A 15,498-nucleotide genomic window follows, 5' to 3' on the forward strand; every position below is an offset into this window, starting at 1 on the left:
CCCTCACGCTCCGTTTCCGGAGATGCCGGCGCTTTCGAACGTCGCCATCTCGCTGACGATGCGGCAGGCCGCATCCACCAATGTAAGCCCAAGCACGCCGCCCGTTCCTTCGCCGATCCGCATGTCCAGATCGAGTCCGGGACGAAGATCCAGCGCCTCAAGCAGCTGGAGGTGCCCCTTCTCCTGGGAGATATGGGAGGCCACCATGTACCCGGCGGCTTCCGGGGAAATGACACGCGCCAAAAGCGCCGCGGCGCTTGAGATGAAGCCGTCGATCACGACCGGACAGCGGTTCGCCGCCGCGCCCAAAATCACCCCGATCAATCCGCCGATCTCGAGTCCCCCGACTTTGGCCAGTACGTCGATCGGATCCGCCGCATCCGGCGCATTCAGCTGCAAAGCTTTTTCAATGACCCCGATTTTATGCTTCAGCCGTTCATCATCGAGGCCCGTGCCGCGCCCAGCCGCTTTCGCCGGATCGGTGTTGGTTATGGCGCACATGACGGCGGCGCTGGCCGTCGTGTTGCCGATCCCCATTTCGCCGGTCACGAAAATGCCGACGCCGCGCCGAACCTCGTCTTCGACGATGCGGATGCCGGTCTCGATGGACCGGATCGCCTCTTCGCGCGTCATCGCGGGGCCTTTGGCCATGTTGGCCGTGCCGAAGCGGACTTTGCGGGAAACGAGCGCCGGATGGGAGATATCGTTATTGACGCCGATATCCACGCATACCACCTTCGCCCCTGCTTGGCGGGCAAGCACGTTAACCGCGGCGCCGCCGGACAGAAAGTTGTGGATCATCTGCGTCGTCACTTCCTGCGGAAATGCGCTGACCCCCTCTTCGCATACGCCGTGGTCCGCCGCCATGACAATGACCGCTTTTTTTTCGAACGAAGGTTTGATTCGTCCCGTAATGCCCGCCAGCTGAACGGCAAGCGATTCCAGCTTCCCCAAGGCGCCGGGAGGAACCGTCAAGTTCCCGATATGGGCCGCCGCCGCGCGCGAAGCTTCCATATCCAGCTCGGGGATCCGTTCCACATACTGCTCTAGAAAGCCCATTAATTTCCCTCCTCCTTATTTCGCTTTAACGCTGCCTTGGACAAAAGAACCTGGGGCGCGCCATAGACGGGATGCGCCACGATGACGGGCTCCACGTCGTATACGGACCGGATCCGCTCCGATGTCAGCATGTCCTCCGGCGTCCCCATGCTGACGGCCCTTCCGTCACGCAGCACGAGCAGCTTGTCGCAATAAAGCGCAGCCAAATTGAGATCATGCAGCACGGCGACCACGGTGATCCCCGCCTCATCCCTCCACTTGGCCACAAGCTCCATAAACTGCTGCTGGTAATGAATATCCAAAAAAGTCGTCGGTTCGTCAAGCAGTAATATTTGCGGCTCTTGCGCCATGACCTGCCCCAAGGCCACCCGCTGCCGCTGTCCGCCGCTCAATTCATCCACATGACGGTCCGCCAAATCAAGGAGATCGAGCTTCTCCATAATGCCGTCGATCATCACGTCCACGTTTTCTTTCGGATCCTGCCCGAGCCAATTCAAGTAGGGGTGGCGGCCCATTTCCAGCACTTCGCGCACCCGGTAAGGAACAGGCATCATCCCTTCCTGCTGGAGGACGGCCATCATCCGCGACAACTCCTTGCGGCCGTAGTCTTCGACCTGCCGGCCCCGGATGCGGATCATCCCGGAGCTTGCGCGTTCCACGCCCGACAGCAGGCGCATCAGCGTCGATTTTCCGCTTCCGTTCGGACCGATGATCCCCCACCATTCGCCTTCCCGGACCGTCCAGTCCAATCCATGCAAGGCCGTGACGCCGCCATACGCCTTCCCTGCGCCGATGGCTTCGATCATGCGCCCATCCCCTTTCGCTGTTTCTTGCTGCGGTATAGCAAATAACCGAAAAACGGAGCTCCGACAAAGGCGGTCACGACGCCAAGCGGAATTTCGGTCGGCGCCAGCAGGGAGCGCGCGATCGTATCCGCCCAGACCATAAATATGCCGCCGCCGATCGCGGAAAGCGGCACGATCAGCCTGTAGTCGGAGCCCGCGATCAGCCGGACCACGTGCGGAATCACGAGCCCCACGAAGCCGATCACGCCGGCCATCGAGACGGCTGCCGCCGTCAGCAGGGTGCTGACGAGCAGCACCGTAAGTTTGAGCCCTTCGACGTTCACGCCCAAATGCGCGGCCTGCCGCTCTCCGAGCGCCAGCAGGTTCAGCGAGCGGGCCCGGCTCCAAACGAGCAGGAACCCCGCCAGAAAATAAGGCAAAAGGATGGCCGTATACGACCATCCACGCAGGCTCAAGCTGCCCATTGTCCAATATAAAATTTCGTTGACCGTTTCCTTGGACATCGCGGTCAAAAACGAAACCACCGCCCCGAGAAAGGACTGCATCACGACGCCCGACAAAATGAGGCTGTTCGTCGGAATTTTGCCTCTTTCGCGGGCCAGCGCCATCACGCCCCACAACGTCAACGCTCCCGTGACAAAAGCGACCGCAGGCAGCGTCCACGCGCCGATCAGCGAATACTGCAAACCGAAAAAGATCAGCATCGACGCCCCGACGGCCGAACCCGAGGAGACGCCGAGCGTAAACGGATCGGCGAGCGGATTGCGCAGCACGCCTTGAAAGCCGGAGCCTGCCACCGCCAGCGCGGCCCCGACCAGCATGCCCAGCAGCACGCGCGGCAGCCGCACCTTAAGGATGATTTGCTCAAACGACGGATCCCACGTCGGATGAATGAGACCGGAAACTCCCGGCAGACGGTGAAGCACGATCAACGCGATATCCTTCACCGGCAGCGCGACCGAGCCGATCCCCAGACAGACCAGCAGGGTCAGCACCAGCAGCGCCAGGCCGATCCCTCCGTAACCTGCCAGCTTTTTGCTCATTATTTAAACAACTCCGGATAAATGGCTTTGGCAACCTCTTGCAGGCCTTGCGTCACGCGCGGGCCCGGACGGCTGAGCAGGTTGTCGTCCAGTCCGATGACCGCTCCGTTTTTGACGGCCGTAATTTGATCCCAGCCGCTGCGGCCTTTGATGATGTCGCCCAAGCCTTTTTTCGTTTTATCGTCGACCACGCTTTTGGCATACAAAATGACGTCGGGATTGTCTTTAATAATCTTCTCTTCGCTGATTTCATTCCAGCCCTGCGTGTCCGCGGCCACGTTGATTCCCCCGGCCAAGTTGATCAGCTCATCCATAAACTCGCCTTTTCCGACGGTCCAGCCCGGGGAAAACTCGATGTACACTTTTTTCTTCTTGTCGCCGGACAAGGATTTGACGGCCTCGACGACTTTGTTTTCTTCTGCTTTCATCTGGTCGACCACTTTTTGGGCCTCGGCCTGATGATCGGTGATTTTGCCGTACGTTTCGATATTTTGAATGACGTCGTCCACCGTTTTCGGATCGGTTTTGAAAATCTTGATGCCGAGCCCGCGCATTTTTTTGACCGCTTCCTCGCTCATGGAAATGCCCGTAAAAACGATATCCGGCTGTGCCGCAATGATCGCTTCCTCGTTCGGCTTCATGATGCCGCCCATTTTCGGCTTGCTTTTGGCCTCTTCGGGATAATCGTCAAAATCGGATACGCCGACGATTTCGTTCCCGAGCCCGATCGCAAACAGCGCTTCGGTTTCGGCCGGCGACACCGACACGATTTTTTTCGGGGCTTCATTGAACGTAAAGGATTCGCCCGTCGCGTCCTGCAGCGTAAGCGGGTACGTCGTTTTCAGGCTGTCCGCCTGCGTTTGCTGCTGGGAGGCCTCCTGCTCCTGCTTAGCAGGCTCCTGAGGCGCGGATTGTTCCTTGCTGCCGCAAGCCGCAAGCGATAACGCGAGCAGCAACGCCGCAAGGCCGGTGGACCATCTTTTGATAGACAAATTCATGTACTGTTCTCTCCTCTATGGGTTCTTTTTCTTTGACGCACAAGAGGCCTGGCAATAGAACGTTCATGAATGCGGCTTTGACGGTACCTCGCGAAAGTTTATCCTTGCTGATATCGTCAAAAAAACCCTGATTCTTATCGTCAAAGAACCAGGGATCACGTTGCCTGCCGCATCTTGCGGAAAAACCGCGGGAATGGGCAGGCACACCTCATGGGCGAATGGCATGAATGCCTTCCGCCGGAAAGTGCTGCAACGTAATCCTTTTCCTCGAAGGACCGTCATTAAGCTCATGAGGCAGGTCTCCTGACTTACAGGCGGGGCGATATCGTCCCGGCCTTCCCATCCCGCCTTCGTGGCGGAACAGTGGCATATCGGGACATACCTGTTTTACAGTGGCGGGACCGTGCCGGATTTGCACCGGCTTCCCTTTTCACCCGAAGAAGCGGCGCTGCGCCGCTTTCCGGGACCTCATCAGCGTTCATTATTCATTTATTCCAGGCAATGCATCTCTAGTTGTTGATTATAGGGGAAGATGGAAGAGGTGACAATCTGATTTTGAGAGAATCGTTCGCGCCGACCGCCGGAATCCAACGAGCCATTACGGTGTTTAGTGCGGAATCCGTTTATGGCCGGGCGTGGTTTCCTTACGTCACAAACTCCCAAGCTCCGCGCCGCTCCAGCCTTCCTCCGTCCGTTCCAGCGTCAGGACAAGCAAGTTTCCGGGTTCGATACGGATATCCCAAAAAGCGACGGCGTGCATAAACACATGTACGATCTGCCGGATGACCCCGCCATGCGCCACAAGCAGGACGGGAGCGGACTCCCCGTGTTCAGGCGCTCCTGGTTCCGCTTCCTGCAGCATGCCTGCCAAAAACTTGGCGATTCGGCTATCAAAAGCCTCCCAAGATTCGCCTTGCGGCGGGGTCGCATGTTTCGGATCGTCCAGCCATTGCCGGTACAAGGCGATATCCTTGAGCTGGTCATAGGTGTGCCCTTCCCACGCGCCAAAATCCATTTCGCGCAAGCGGGAATCGTACACCGCTTTTTCGATCAAGTCCGGACGCACCTCGCGCAAACTTTCCCGGCACCGCGACAAATCGCTGCAATAGATCATGCCGAAGCTCCGGTCCCGCAGCTTTTCGCGGACGGCAGCCAGCTCGTCCCTGCCCCGAGGGCTAAGGCCGATGTCGGTGTGCCCCAAATATCGTTTCTCTTCGTTCCACGGCGTTGAGCCATGTCTCATCAAAACGATCTCCAGCCGCTTCATGTCCATAACGCGCCTCCCGCCGCCCAAACGGCCAGCAAAGCCAGCAGGACGAACAACACCGAGACGGTCAGCAGCAGCCGGTTAGCCAGCAAAATGTCGCGGGATTCCATCGGTCTGAGCGCGTCTCCCATATAGGCCCTGAACGATTCGACGCCGTGGTATACGTTGACCCCGCCGAGCCGAATCCCGAGCGCGCCCGCGACGGTCGATTCGGGAAAACCGCTGTTCGGGCTCGGGTGCTTTCGCGCATCCCGGCGCATCGTGCGCCAGGCTCTGCGCCCATTCATCCGGAGAAAAAAAGCCGACACGGTGAGCAGCAGCGCCGTCAATCTTGCCGGAATCCAGTTGGCGATGTCGTCGAGCCGGGCCGAAGCCCAGCCGAGGTGAATGTATTTTTCGTTTTTGTAGCCGACCATCGAATCGAGGGTGTTCACCGCACGGTAGGCCATGGCCAGCGGGGCTCCGCCGATCAGCGCATACAGCAGCGGGGAAATGACCGCATCCACGATGTTTTCGGCGACCGTTTCGACCGTCCCCCGGACGATCTCCGGATCGTCCAAATGCGAGGTTTCGCGCCCGACGATCATGCCGAGGCTCCGGCGCGCCGCCGTCAGATCGCCGGAAGCGAGATGACGGTACACCTCCATCCCCGCATCCTTCAGCCCTTTAACGGCAATCGTCGTGGCGATCAGCACCGCCTCCGCCGCCCAGCCAAGCCAGGGATGGATCGCGTTTAGTACCTTGAGCAGCGCCCAAGTGACAACCAATGACCCCCCGGCGACAACGACAGGCAGCAGGATTCCCGCCAGCTTGAATTGTTCGGGCCGGAATTGCCGGCGAATCCCATTCTCCATGGCTTTGATCGCCTTGCCCATCTGAATGACGGGATGCGGAATCCAGCGCGGGTCGCCGATCAGCAGATCCAGTATAAAAGCCCCGGCCAACACGGCCATCGCCGTCAATGCCGCTCCGCCCATGCCGTCAGCAATGCCTCCTTCACCGCGCCGTACACCGCGCGTCCCACCATGGCCCCGAGATCGGTAGCCGTTCCTGCATACATATGCTCCACGGGATATGCTGCGCTTTGGCTCACTCCGAGCATGATCGCATCCGAGGTCGTTCCCGTCGCCACAAGCCCGTTCTCCGCATCGCGCACGTCAAGGTCGGCGAGAGCGGCCGCCTTCGCTTCCACCGCCGTCATGATCGTATTGACCATCGCCGCCTGGGTCAGCTTCGCATCGATCATCAGCATGATGTTCACCGTTCCGGGGCGATACGCCGGATAGGTCGTCCGTTCCGAGCCCGCTTTGGCGGCATTGGAGGTTCCTGCGGTCACGCAGCAGAAGACGGCAGCCTCCCCGTTGTGCTCCTCCATAACCGAAGCGTGCTTCAGCTGAACCGCGGTCAGAAGCCCGGCGGTCGTATCCACGGGGTATCGCCATTCCCGCAGCCAATCGGCCACGTCGCGCACCGGATCGGAGCAGTCGTAATGTTTGTCCACATAAATGTTGGCCATTCTGCGCAGCCGCGCCACGCCCCCGCCGTACACCGCGCTTCCCATCGCGTCGAACGGTCCCGGCGCCTGAAGCAGCAGATGCCGCTCCCCTTTCCGAAGCACGAGCCCCGGCCAAATGTTTGATGCGTATTCGGTTTCTATTTCGGTCAAAAAAGGTGTTGCCAAACCGCTTCCCCCTTAGATTGTATCTCTTTATTTTTCCAGTCCTCGTTCAAAAATCCCTATTGATAGACACGGCTTCGGCCGCAGGTTTTCACCCGTCAAAACGCCTCCGATCCGCCCACGGACCGGCAATCGCAGCCAGCTGAAGCCAAGCGAAACACTTGAAACGTTACCTTCCCTTTAGCTGATCATCTTAATTTTTCCAAATTTTTTTTGGCTTCTTAGCTGCCAACGTTCCAGAGCGGCGTTCCGGCGATGACCTCTCCCATGACGTCCAACAGCCGCGTATTGTCCGCATGCGTTTTGACCGCAACCCGGATATGCTCTCGGCCCAGCCCGGGGTACATGGCGCAGCTTCGGATCAGCACGCCCCGCCGGCCCATTTCCGTTTGCATCTTCTCCGCCGTCCATGGAGCCGGAAGGCCCGCCAGCAGAAAATTCGCTACTCCCTCGGTCACGTCGCAGCCCAGCTTCCTTAAACCTGCGGCCAACAATCCTCTTTGTTCCGTAATGAGATTGATCGTATCCCGCTCGTAACCTTCGCCGCTTTGCAAACAGGCTTCCCCGGCAAGCAGCGCCAACCCGTTCACGCTCCACGTGACCTGCTTGCCGGTCATGGCCTGCACCAGATCCGGATGCGCCGCGGCAAACCCGAGCCGCAGGCCCGGAATCGCGTAAAACTTCGTCATCGAACGGACCAGCATCGTCCGCGGATACCGGGCAAGCTCCGGCAGCAGCGTCTGCCGGTCCTTGTCCGGTATAAAATCGATAAACGCCTCGTCGATCACCAAATAGGTGCCGCAGCGCTCGGCCGCGCCTGCCAAACGGCGCAAAACTTCCATATCGTACTGGATTCCGTTCGGATTGTTGGGCTGGCCGATAAACAGCAGATCGACGGCTCGAAGCAGCTTTTCGATCTCATCGGCCTCGGCCCTCCATCCGTTGTCACGCGTGCCGTACACCGACTGCACTTCGGCCCCGAACTGCTCCGACAACTGCCGGTATTCCGAAAAACAAGGTTCGACGATCCCCACCTTCCGGGGACGCAGCGCCAGCAAAATGAGCGCCATGCACTCCGCCGCCCCGTTGCCGATGCACAGCTGCTCCGGCCGAACGCCCAAACGGACGCTCAGCAGCTCTTTCAGCCCCCGGTGCCCCGGGTCGGGATAACGAATGACCGCAGGCAGCGCGTCCCGCAGCTTCTCCATGACGCCGGGAGGCGGCCCCAGCGGGTTGATGTTGGCGCTGAAATCCAAAAAAGCGCCCCGGCCGTAAGTTTCCGCAGCGCTTTCCAAATCCCCGCCATGCCCGTATCTTTCCAGCATATGCTGCACTCCTGTCTGTTCACCCTAATTGAATCCATTATGGCGTCAATGTTTTTGCGGCGTCAATGCAAATTCTTTTTTGTTTCTTGCAATCGATTGGTTTACAATAGATTCGTAAGCTGCTTTGAATTTTGCGAAAGCCGGTTTAAGCCGCATTCGGGCTATGTTTTTAGGGAGGTTGCAGGCGCGTTTGGCGTATGTATCCAAAAAGATCCCAGCGAAGCTCGTTTTTCGTTTTGCAAAAACCAAAGAGATCGAATACAGGCCTTTAAACGGAGGAGTCAAGCCATGCTGTTTATCGATAACCAAGGCATCACCGACCCGGCCATCAACCTGGCCATCGAGGAATTTACCCTTAAGCATTTGCCGATGGAGGAAGACAGTTACCTGCTGTTTTACATCAACCGTCCTTCCATCATTATCGGCAAGCATCAAAATACGATCGAAGAGATCAACCAGGAATACGTCAGAGACCACAATATCCAGGTGGTGCGGCGGCTTTCCGGCGGGGGCGCGGTTTATCACGACCTCGGCAACCTGAACTTCAGCTTCATTACCAAAGACGACGGCCAGTCCTTCCACAACTTCCTGAAGTTTACCCAGCCGGTGATCGACGCGCTGCGCAGCATGGGGGTGAATGCCGAACTCAGCGGCCGCAACGACCTGCAGGTCGGAGAGCAAAAAATTTCCGGCAACGCCCAGTTCGCCACCCGGGGCCGGATGTTCAGCCACGGCACGCTCATGTTCAACCTGAACCTGGATGACGTCCAAGCTTCCTTGAACGCCAATCCGGAAAAATTCAAATCCAAAAGCACCAAATCCGTCCGCAGCCGCGTCGCCAACATCAGCGACCTGATGGACCGGAAAATGACGATCGAGGAATTCCGCTCCGAACTGCTGCGTGCCATTTTCAACATGGATCCGAAAGACGTGCCGCAATATCGTCTGACCGAAGCCGATTGGGAAAAGATCAACCAAATCTCCAAAGAGCGGTACCAAAACTGGGAATGGAACTACGGCCAATCGCCGGAATCGAACGTCAAACATACGAAACGTTTCCCCGTCGGCATCATCGACATCCGGATGGACATCAAGGACGCGCGCATTCAGAACATCAAAATCTACGGCGACTTTTTCGGCGTGGGCGACGTGGCCGACATCGAGGACAAGCTCCGCGGCAAACGTTACGAAGAGTCCGAAGTTCGTGAAGCGCTTCAAGGCGTCGATATTAAACATTACTTCGGCAATATCGAAATGGACGACTTCATCGGGCTCGTCTTTTTGGAAGATTAAACTTAGGCGATTACGCTTTTTAAACATAACTGCAAAAAAACAGCATCTTGCTTCCGGCAAGGATGCTGTTTTCTTATTATTACGGGGCAATTACGATTCTTCATTGAAAGGGTCAGTTCGCCCCGGGCAGCTCAGGGTAGGATCATTCCGCAGCTGCCGGCATGAGCGCTTGGGCAGTTTCGATGCTCCGAGCATAAGCCCCTACTTCGGGTGCTCGTGGCTCCGGTATTCGTTGATTTTCCTCCTGCCGTCGCCCGCCTTGCGGCCGTTCATTTCAAGCCGGTACGAGCCAAGCGCCGTGGCGTACGCTCGGGCACGAACGATCCCTCCATCCAACCGGAAGCCGCTTGCAGCACATGCCTCTCCCCTTGGCCCGCCTCCAGCCTCCAGCTCAGTCTCGGCCGGATCGGCCCGATGCCGAGCGGACTCTGCATATATTCGCATCTCACATCGTAAACGCGCAGCCTCACGGACTGCTCCTTCTTCGCCCCATGTATCCATTTCCTGCCTCTGGTATATTGAACCGAACAACATAAAAAATGAGGCATTCATTGCATTCGAATAGGGGATACCGGATCGCGGATTAAACCAGTCATCTCAGGCCCTGAACGGACATCATCAAAAAAGAGACCATTTGGCTAATGGCAACCATTGTAATGGACTGGGGTTTATTATGATCTCAATCTTCCAATAATACGAATTAGGCAAATTATGAGTGTAAAAAACAGGAAGGGTCCATTCCTTATGGTCTATATTTTTGTGTTTTTTTTATTGCTGATCGCGGCATCCTTTTCAGTCCCTAAAAATCTAAGCAGGATCGAGATTTACGCTACGTCCTTCTTTGCCTACTCGTTTGGTCTCACAACGGATGTGGTGCTCGACCTGCATTATAACCTTTACGGTTATCTCTCCCCTGGCTTTCAGTGGCTGGCCTTGTTGGGAATTCTAATGTATATTCCTTCCATTAGCTTTCTGTTCCTGAACTTTTTTCCTGTGCATGGGAGATTGCTGTCCAAAATCATTTATATCCTGGTCTGGTCGGCGTTTTCAACCGGCTTTGAGTGGCTCACGTTGCAGACCGACTTTTTTTATTACAATGGTTGGAAACTGTGGTATTCCGCTTTGTTGTATCCCTTTATTTTCTGGATTCTTGTCTGTAATCTGAGTTTCGTGAAAAAGCAGATCGATCATAGTCAAGAACGGTAGAAGTATCAATTTTATCTGGAATTATGCGACTTTTAAATGGACATTCATGGAGGTAACCCTTGGACAATTACAGAAATGTAGAAAACAAGTTCCGCCGATACAAAGCCCATATCTCCATTGCCGGTACCACCCAAATACATATCCGCAATCCGTATTTCATTGCCTGGTGGTCTGCAGCCTTCCCTGGTTTTGGTCACCTCCTGTTAAGCAAATATTTACGCGGTCTCTCCTTGTTTATGTGGGAAGTGATTGTAAATTGCAACGCAAAGATCAATCTGGCCATGGTATATTCGTTTTGCGGCAATATTGAGGAAGCGAAAAAAGTGCTGGACCCCCGGTGGATGCTCATGTATATTCCGGTGTATCTGTTTGGCATTTGGGACAGTTACCGGACCTCGGTCGATATGAACAAAGTTTATTTGCTCGCGGAAAGGGAAAACGCGCCATTCAACTCATTTTCGATCGGAGCGATGGAGATCAATTATTTGGACAAACGAATGCCCGCCATGTCGGTCATATGGTCCTTATTTATGCCGGGGCTTGGGCAGCTGCACATCCATCGCTTGCTTACCGCGTTTTTTACACTGGCTTGGACAATCATATTTGTATATTTTTCCAAAATTCTTTTATCCGTCCATTACCTGTTTCTTGGTCAAATTGCAATGTCAACCGCCGTGCTTGACAAACAATGGTTGCTGTTTATGCCTTCCATATGGGGATTTGCAGTCTATGATTCATATGTGAACACCGTAGAAAACAACAAGCTATTTGACTCCGAACAAAAGGACTTCCTGATCAAACATTACCAAAGCCCCTCATTTCAAGTGAAAAAGGGAAAAGTGGTGGTATAAAACGATGGTACAGATATTTTCAACGTTTGAGCATTCCACGAATTTAGAAATCGCGATTACTGAGCTGGAGAAAAACGGAATTAATAAAGAACATATTTTCGCTGTCCCCTTAACGAATCGCAAAACGGAGCGGCGATTGTTGGATAGCATCCATAACGCCGACGGCATTTCACTGATTAGCACCGGAGCAACCCTTGGGACTGCGTTTGCCGTCATTGGGGCTAGCGTTGGTTTTAAACTGGCATGGGGGCCGATTTATTGGGGACTGATCGGTGCAGCAAGCGGTTTTTTTCTCGGGATTTGCATCGACGTATTCTACTATAAGGTCATCAAAAAGAAACAACGTTTGTTGCGCGGGAAAAATTCGGAAGTAATCCTCATCATTGAGTGCGATGAAGCCCAAGCTGACACGGTGGAGGATATTTTGTGGCATCATTATGCATTCGGGACAGCACGAGTCATTTAGGAAATAAATTTTGGAAGTCCGATCCTCCAAGCGTCATCAGCATCGGAATTCCATTCTTCGTCTTCAAGCCGGACTAACAAAAAAGAAGTTCCTGCTATTCCGGTATGACACCGGTTCGCCAGACCATATCTAACATTTTTCAATTTCCATCCATTGTTGCAATTAGCCATTGCCCACTCATTTTATCCTTTAATAATGAATAGGTCATCGTACCTTGCTCAAGTTCCTTATCTTTTATATTCCTTAGAAAAGTAACGATGACTTGGATACGTTTCACATCTTCGTCGTAGGTAATTTCATTGACTTCCTTGAATTCAAATTTAACTCCCTTTTCATACTTATAGCCAAACCAATCCATGTTAAATTTTATGGAACCCTCATCAAGCATGTTCTCTTTAAAATTTTTTTCATCATGCTGAACAATGGCTTCCATATTATTCGCAATTTTGTCCGCAATATCTTGCGTGAAGAAACCTTTAACATCATCCGATAAGTCGAAAGAAATTCCCTCTTTAAAATTTGAAAGTTCGGATTTTTGCGTATTAGATTCTTTTTTATAAAGAATCGTCGTGCTTCCTATCTTGTTTTTTGAACCGGTGGTTCCTTGATTGTTTCCTGAATGATTGGTATCCGCTGCTTGCTTTACATTCACACTTTTTGGCTCATGACCGCATCCCGATGTAAAAACGATCGATAAAAGTGCGATCATTCCCATTACTTTTTTAAACTCCATTTTAATCATCTCCTAATAGAGTCGATACGTTTGAATGTAAAACTAAAAAAGAACCAAAAACATAATATCGTTCCTGGCTCATAGCTGCTATTCGTATAATCAAACTTGTTAAGCCGTATGTGCTGAAATAATAATGTTCAACTACTTTTGCTAAGGAATACTGTGAATAATATCTCCATAATTATTGCCTTTATATTTGAAGGTTTTTACAGTTCCATCACTAAGTCTGTAATATCCAATATAGCTGCCATTATTATAATTAAAAGAATCGTTGTACATATCCAGAATATAATCCGGTTCGGTACCGCCTAATGTCTGTGTATTATAACCAGGTATATCCGCATCGATAAACTGCCAGACAGCTTTTGCAATTCCATTTTTAATTTCTACTACTGTTGTTACATTACCATTACTATAGGTATAGCGAGTTGCGTCATTAGATGCAAAAGTGTAGGTATAATATGAAGATTCATCGCTTTCGGCTTTCGGGTCGGATTTAAATGAATAATTAATTGGTAATGAAATAGCTGCCAGACGTGCCTGCTTTAAGTCGGATGAATTCAGTGCGTTAGCATCAGGGTTGAAATTCTTTGACTGTATGAATAATATCCCCCTAGTCTTCTCATAGTTCACATGATATCCAAATGCTTCGCTGACAAATTTCGCAGGAACCATCATACGACCGTTATAATTATTTGCTTCACTATCCATCTGCACAGGCTTCCCGTTTTTATATGCAGTACGCTCACCTTGAGTCATTTTGAATGTTTCATTAGTGGAATTCGTAATGATTGCGGTATGTTTTTTAGCGTCCCACGTATAATTGAGCCCTAGAGATGCAAGTGTTCTAACCGGTACCATAACTCTACCGGCTTGTATAAAAGGATTCGTATCAATTGAGATAAACGACCCGTTAATGTTAACGGTTATAGGTCTTGGTGTTGGGTTGTCCGTTGTAACCGTAGAAGCAGCTGAACTTACACTCGGTAACATGAAAAGAACGGTTAAGCAGAAGGGAATAAGTTTCCTAAGCAAAGACATAAATAAATCCTTCCTGATTTTGTTTATTATTATAAACATCAAAGACGTAAAAATGTTACGATTTAACCGAAACTTGGCATGGATATTTTGCAGGCCGTTTTCTCTAAGTCCGGCAAGGTATTTTTCAATATTTTGTGTATTCGATGTGAGAAATCAATCTCAATCTAACTTCACGGAATCTAAAATGATTGGTAGCAAAATGTCATTTTTGTATTTTGTAACTTTATTCCATATATTAATATTTATAATAAATTATGTTATAACAAAGTCGTCATAGGAGGTTTTTTTGAAAAAATATGTATGGTCAGGACTTGCAATTGGTTTAGCATCGGTTCAATTCTTGCAGCCACAGGGAAAATCAAAATAATTGTCAATGGAACAGAGCTAACTACCGACACGTCACCCAAAATTGAAGATGGAAGAGTGCTCGTCCCCATTAGTACGATATCCAAGGCGTTAGGCGTTGGGGTAACTTGGGATCCTAAGTCTAAGTCGGTGAAGGTGGATTCGAAGCCAAACGTTTTAAATGGTGATTTAAGTGACCTGTACACTCACTATGCTTCCGTAAGAGATGTAATCGCTGCATACTTCTCTTACTATGATTCAAAAAAGGATGGCTATCAAGCGTTGGTGACAGATCAATTTAAGAGTGATTTTGTGGACCCCAAAAAAATTATAACTTCCAATGATGAACCAATCTTAGATTACAAAATTATTGGCGGTAAATTTATTGGGACATTAGAAGAGCCTCTTCAATTTAAATTTCGTGTTGAAGTGATCCGAACTATTGATATTAACAAAGGATATGGAAGAATTGCTAAAGTTCAATTGGATTTCAACATGAAATATGACCAAGACAAAGGAAAATACTTAATTGATGGTATATTTAAAGCAAGTAAGGAAGAACTTATAAAATCGTATACAGTTTTTAAAGGTCTTACGTTTACGGACGAACCAAAAAGGTAAAAAGCAGGGGTAAATCATAAGTAGATTCACAAAAGGCCTTGCTCGCGTTACCATATGCGAAAGGCAAAAGAAGAAACGTCTTTAAATGGAGAGAACCGGCCAAATAGCCGGTTCTCTCCATTTCATCCCCAATCATGCTTATGTTACTCGTGACATCAATAACACCGTAACAATTACCGTAGATAGTCGTTATATAAATAACGTATTTAATAGGCAATGGATGCAATGATATCTATTGCCTATTAAACTTCAAAGGAGAAATTTGCAAAATGAAAACTACGGTAAAATTATTCATTTCGACTATGGCCATTTCTATGATATTTGGGGTACATGCGGCCTTTGCTTCTCGAGAAAAACCTTCAATCTTTATAAATAATGAGAAAATGGATATATATGCAAGCGTAGCATACAGTGGAGCCACCTTAGTCCCGATGAGGCCTATTTTTGAAAAATTCGGTATGACTGTAGATTGGGACAATAAGACAAAGTCAGCTACCGCAACAAAAGGTGAAACATCGATCAAACTTATTCATAATGCCAATGAGGCTTACGTAAATGGAAAAGTTCAAGTTCTGAATCAGGTCCCCAGTTTTAATCCAGACAACAGTACTTTTTATGTAAACCTCAGATTTATCGCTGAGACATTAGGAGCAAATGTCGAATGGAAAAAACAGCTAATGATGCATCCATATATATTCATTTCCCTCAAAGTTAAACCAATGAACCAAATAACGTAAAAATGGGGCATTCATTGCATACGAATAGG

The 15,498-nt window shown here is 51.2% G+C and carries 16 protein-coding genes and 1 riboswitch; of the genes, 5 read left to right on the forward strand and 11 right to left on the reverse strand.

Going from position 1 to position 15,498, the window contains the following annotated elements; translation table 11 throughout:
- Positions 1-3 precede the first annotated feature (3 nt).
- The 8 genes from cobT to cobD form a co-directional block, all read right to left on the reverse strand.
- Positions 4-1,059 (reverse strand): nicotinate-nucleotide--dimethylbenzimidazole phosphoribosyltransferase, encoded by a 1,056-nt coding sequence (gene cobT / locus MKY58_RS22225; RefSeq protein ID WP_339322152.1) that lies wholly within the window; start codon positions 1,057-1,059, stop codon positions 4-6.
- Positions 1,059-1,865 carry an ABC transporter ATP-binding protein gene (locus MKY58_RS22230; RefSeq protein WP_339322153.1) on the reverse strand — a complete coding sequence of 269 codons (807 nt, stop codon included), beginning with the start codon at positions 1,863-1,865 and terminating at the stop codon, positions 1,059-1,061. The genes cobT and MKY58_RS22230 overlap by 1 nt, the downstream gene beginning before the upstream one ends.
- The gene (locus MKY58_RS22235; RefSeq protein ID WP_339322154.1) at positions 1,862-2,908 is read right to left on the reverse strand and encodes an iron ABC transporter permease; all 1,047 of its coding nucleotides are present in this window, start codon (positions 2,906-2,908) and stop codon (positions 1,862-1,864) included. The genes MKY58_RS22230 and MKY58_RS22235 overlap by 4 nt, the downstream gene beginning before the upstream one ends.
- A complete protein-coding gene (locus MKY58_RS22240) occupies positions 2,908-3,906 on the reverse strand; it encodes an ABC transporter substrate-binding protein (protein ID WP_339322155.1) in 999 nt (332 codons plus the stop codon). The genes MKY58_RS22235 and MKY58_RS22240 overlap by 1 nt, the downstream gene beginning before the upstream one ends.
- A gap of 275 nt (positions 3,907-4,181) precedes the next feature.
- Positions 4,182-4,392: riboswitch (cobalamin riboswitch) on the reverse strand.
- A gap of 163 nt (positions 4,393-4,555) precedes the next feature.
- Complete coding sequence (locus MKY58_RS22245; protein WP_339322156.1) at positions 4,556-5,179, reverse strand: histidine phosphatase family protein; 624 nt, start codon at positions 5,177-5,179, stop codon at positions 4,556-4,558.
- Positions 5,170-6,150, reverse strand: coding sequence for an adenosylcobinamide-phosphate synthase CbiB (cbiB, locus tag MKY58_RS22250; protein ID WP_339322157.1), 981 nt, complete (start codon positions 6,148-6,150; stop codon positions 5,170-5,172). The genes MKY58_RS22245 and cbiB overlap by 10 nt, the downstream gene beginning before the upstream one ends.
- Complete coding sequence (locus MKY58_RS22255; protein ID WP_339322158.1) at positions 6,132-6,854, reverse strand: adenosylcobinamide amidohydrolase; 723 nt, start codon at positions 6,852-6,854, stop codon at positions 6,132-6,134. Before MKY58_RS22255 ends, cbiB begins: the two co-directional genes overlap by 19 nt.
- A gap of 218 nt (positions 6,855-7,072) precedes the next feature.
- Positions 7,073-8,176, reverse strand: coding sequence for a threonine-phosphate decarboxylase CobD (gene cobD, locus MKY58_RS22260; protein ID WP_339322159.1), 1,104 nt, complete (start codon positions 8,174-8,176; stop codon positions 7,073-7,075).
- A gap of 288 nt (positions 8,177-8,464) precedes the next feature.
- Here cobD and MKY58_RS22265 point away from each other — a divergent pair, with 288 nt between their 5' ends.
- Complete coding sequence (locus MKY58_RS22265) at positions 8,465-9,469, forward strand: lipoate--protein ligase (protein ID WP_339322160.1); 1,005 nt, start codon at positions 8,465-8,467, stop codon at positions 9,467-9,469.
- Positions 9,470-9,738: 269 nt separating this feature from the next.
- Here MKY58_RS22265 and MKY58_RS22270 read toward each other — a convergent pair whose 3' ends face one another.
- The gene (locus MKY58_RS22270) at positions 9,739-9,939 is read right to left on the reverse strand and encodes a hypothetical protein (RefSeq protein ID WP_339322161.1); all 201 of its coding nucleotides are present in this window, start codon (positions 9,937-9,939) and stop codon (positions 9,739-9,741) included.
- A 795-nt stretch (positions 9,940-10,734) separates the two neighbouring features.
- On the opposite strand from MKY58_RS22270, the gene MKY58_RS22275 reads away from it, so the two are divergent.
- Positions 10,735-11,526, forward strand: a complete 792-nt coding sequence (locus MKY58_RS22275; RefSeq protein ID WP_339322162.1) for a hypothetical protein — start codon at positions 10,735-10,737, stop codon at positions 11,524-11,526.
- A 4-nt stretch (positions 11,527-11,530) separates the two neighbouring features.
- Positions 11,531-11,992: a hypothetical protein gene (locus MKY58_RS22280; protein WP_339322163.1), complete on the forward strand. Its 462-nt coding sequence runs from the start codon at positions 11,531-11,533 to the stop codon at positions 11,990-11,992.
- Between the two features lie 139 nt (positions 11,993-12,131).
- Here MKY58_RS22280 and MKY58_RS22285 read toward each other — a convergent pair whose 3' ends face one another.
- On the reverse strand, positions 12,132-12,725 hold the full coding sequence (locus MKY58_RS22285) for a hypothetical protein (RefSeq protein WP_339322164.1): 594 nt from the start codon (positions 12,723-12,725) through the stop codon (positions 12,132-12,134).
- Positions 12,726-12,875: 150 nt separating this feature from the next.
- Entirely contained in the window at positions 12,876-13,766 is an 891-nt protein-coding gene (locus MKY58_RS22290) for a copper amine oxidase N-terminal domain-containing protein (protein WP_339322165.1), read from the reverse strand.
- Positions 13,767-14,066: 300 nt separating this feature from the next.
- Here MKY58_RS22290 and MKY58_RS22295 point away from each other — a divergent pair, with 300 nt between their 5' ends.
- Both MKY58_RS22295 and MKY58_RS22300 read left to right on the forward strand, forming a co-directional pair.
- Entirely contained in the window at positions 14,067-14,732 is a 666-nt protein-coding gene (locus MKY58_RS22295) for a copper amine oxidase N-terminal domain-containing protein (protein ID WP_339322166.1), read from the forward strand.
- Positions 14,733-15,001: 269 nt separating this feature from the next.
- A complete protein-coding gene (locus MKY58_RS22300) occupies positions 15,002-15,469 on the forward strand; it encodes a copper amine oxidase N-terminal domain-containing protein (protein WP_339322167.1) in 468 nt (155 codons plus the stop codon).
- The last annotated feature ends 29 nt before the right edge of the window (positions 15,470-15,498 follow it).

The organism is Paenibacillus sp. FSL W8-0194 (assembly GCF_037969745.1).
Classification (GTDB): Bacteria; Bacillota; Bacilli; order Paenibacillales; family Paenibacillaceae; genus Paenibacillus_AQ; species Paenibacillus_AQ cookii.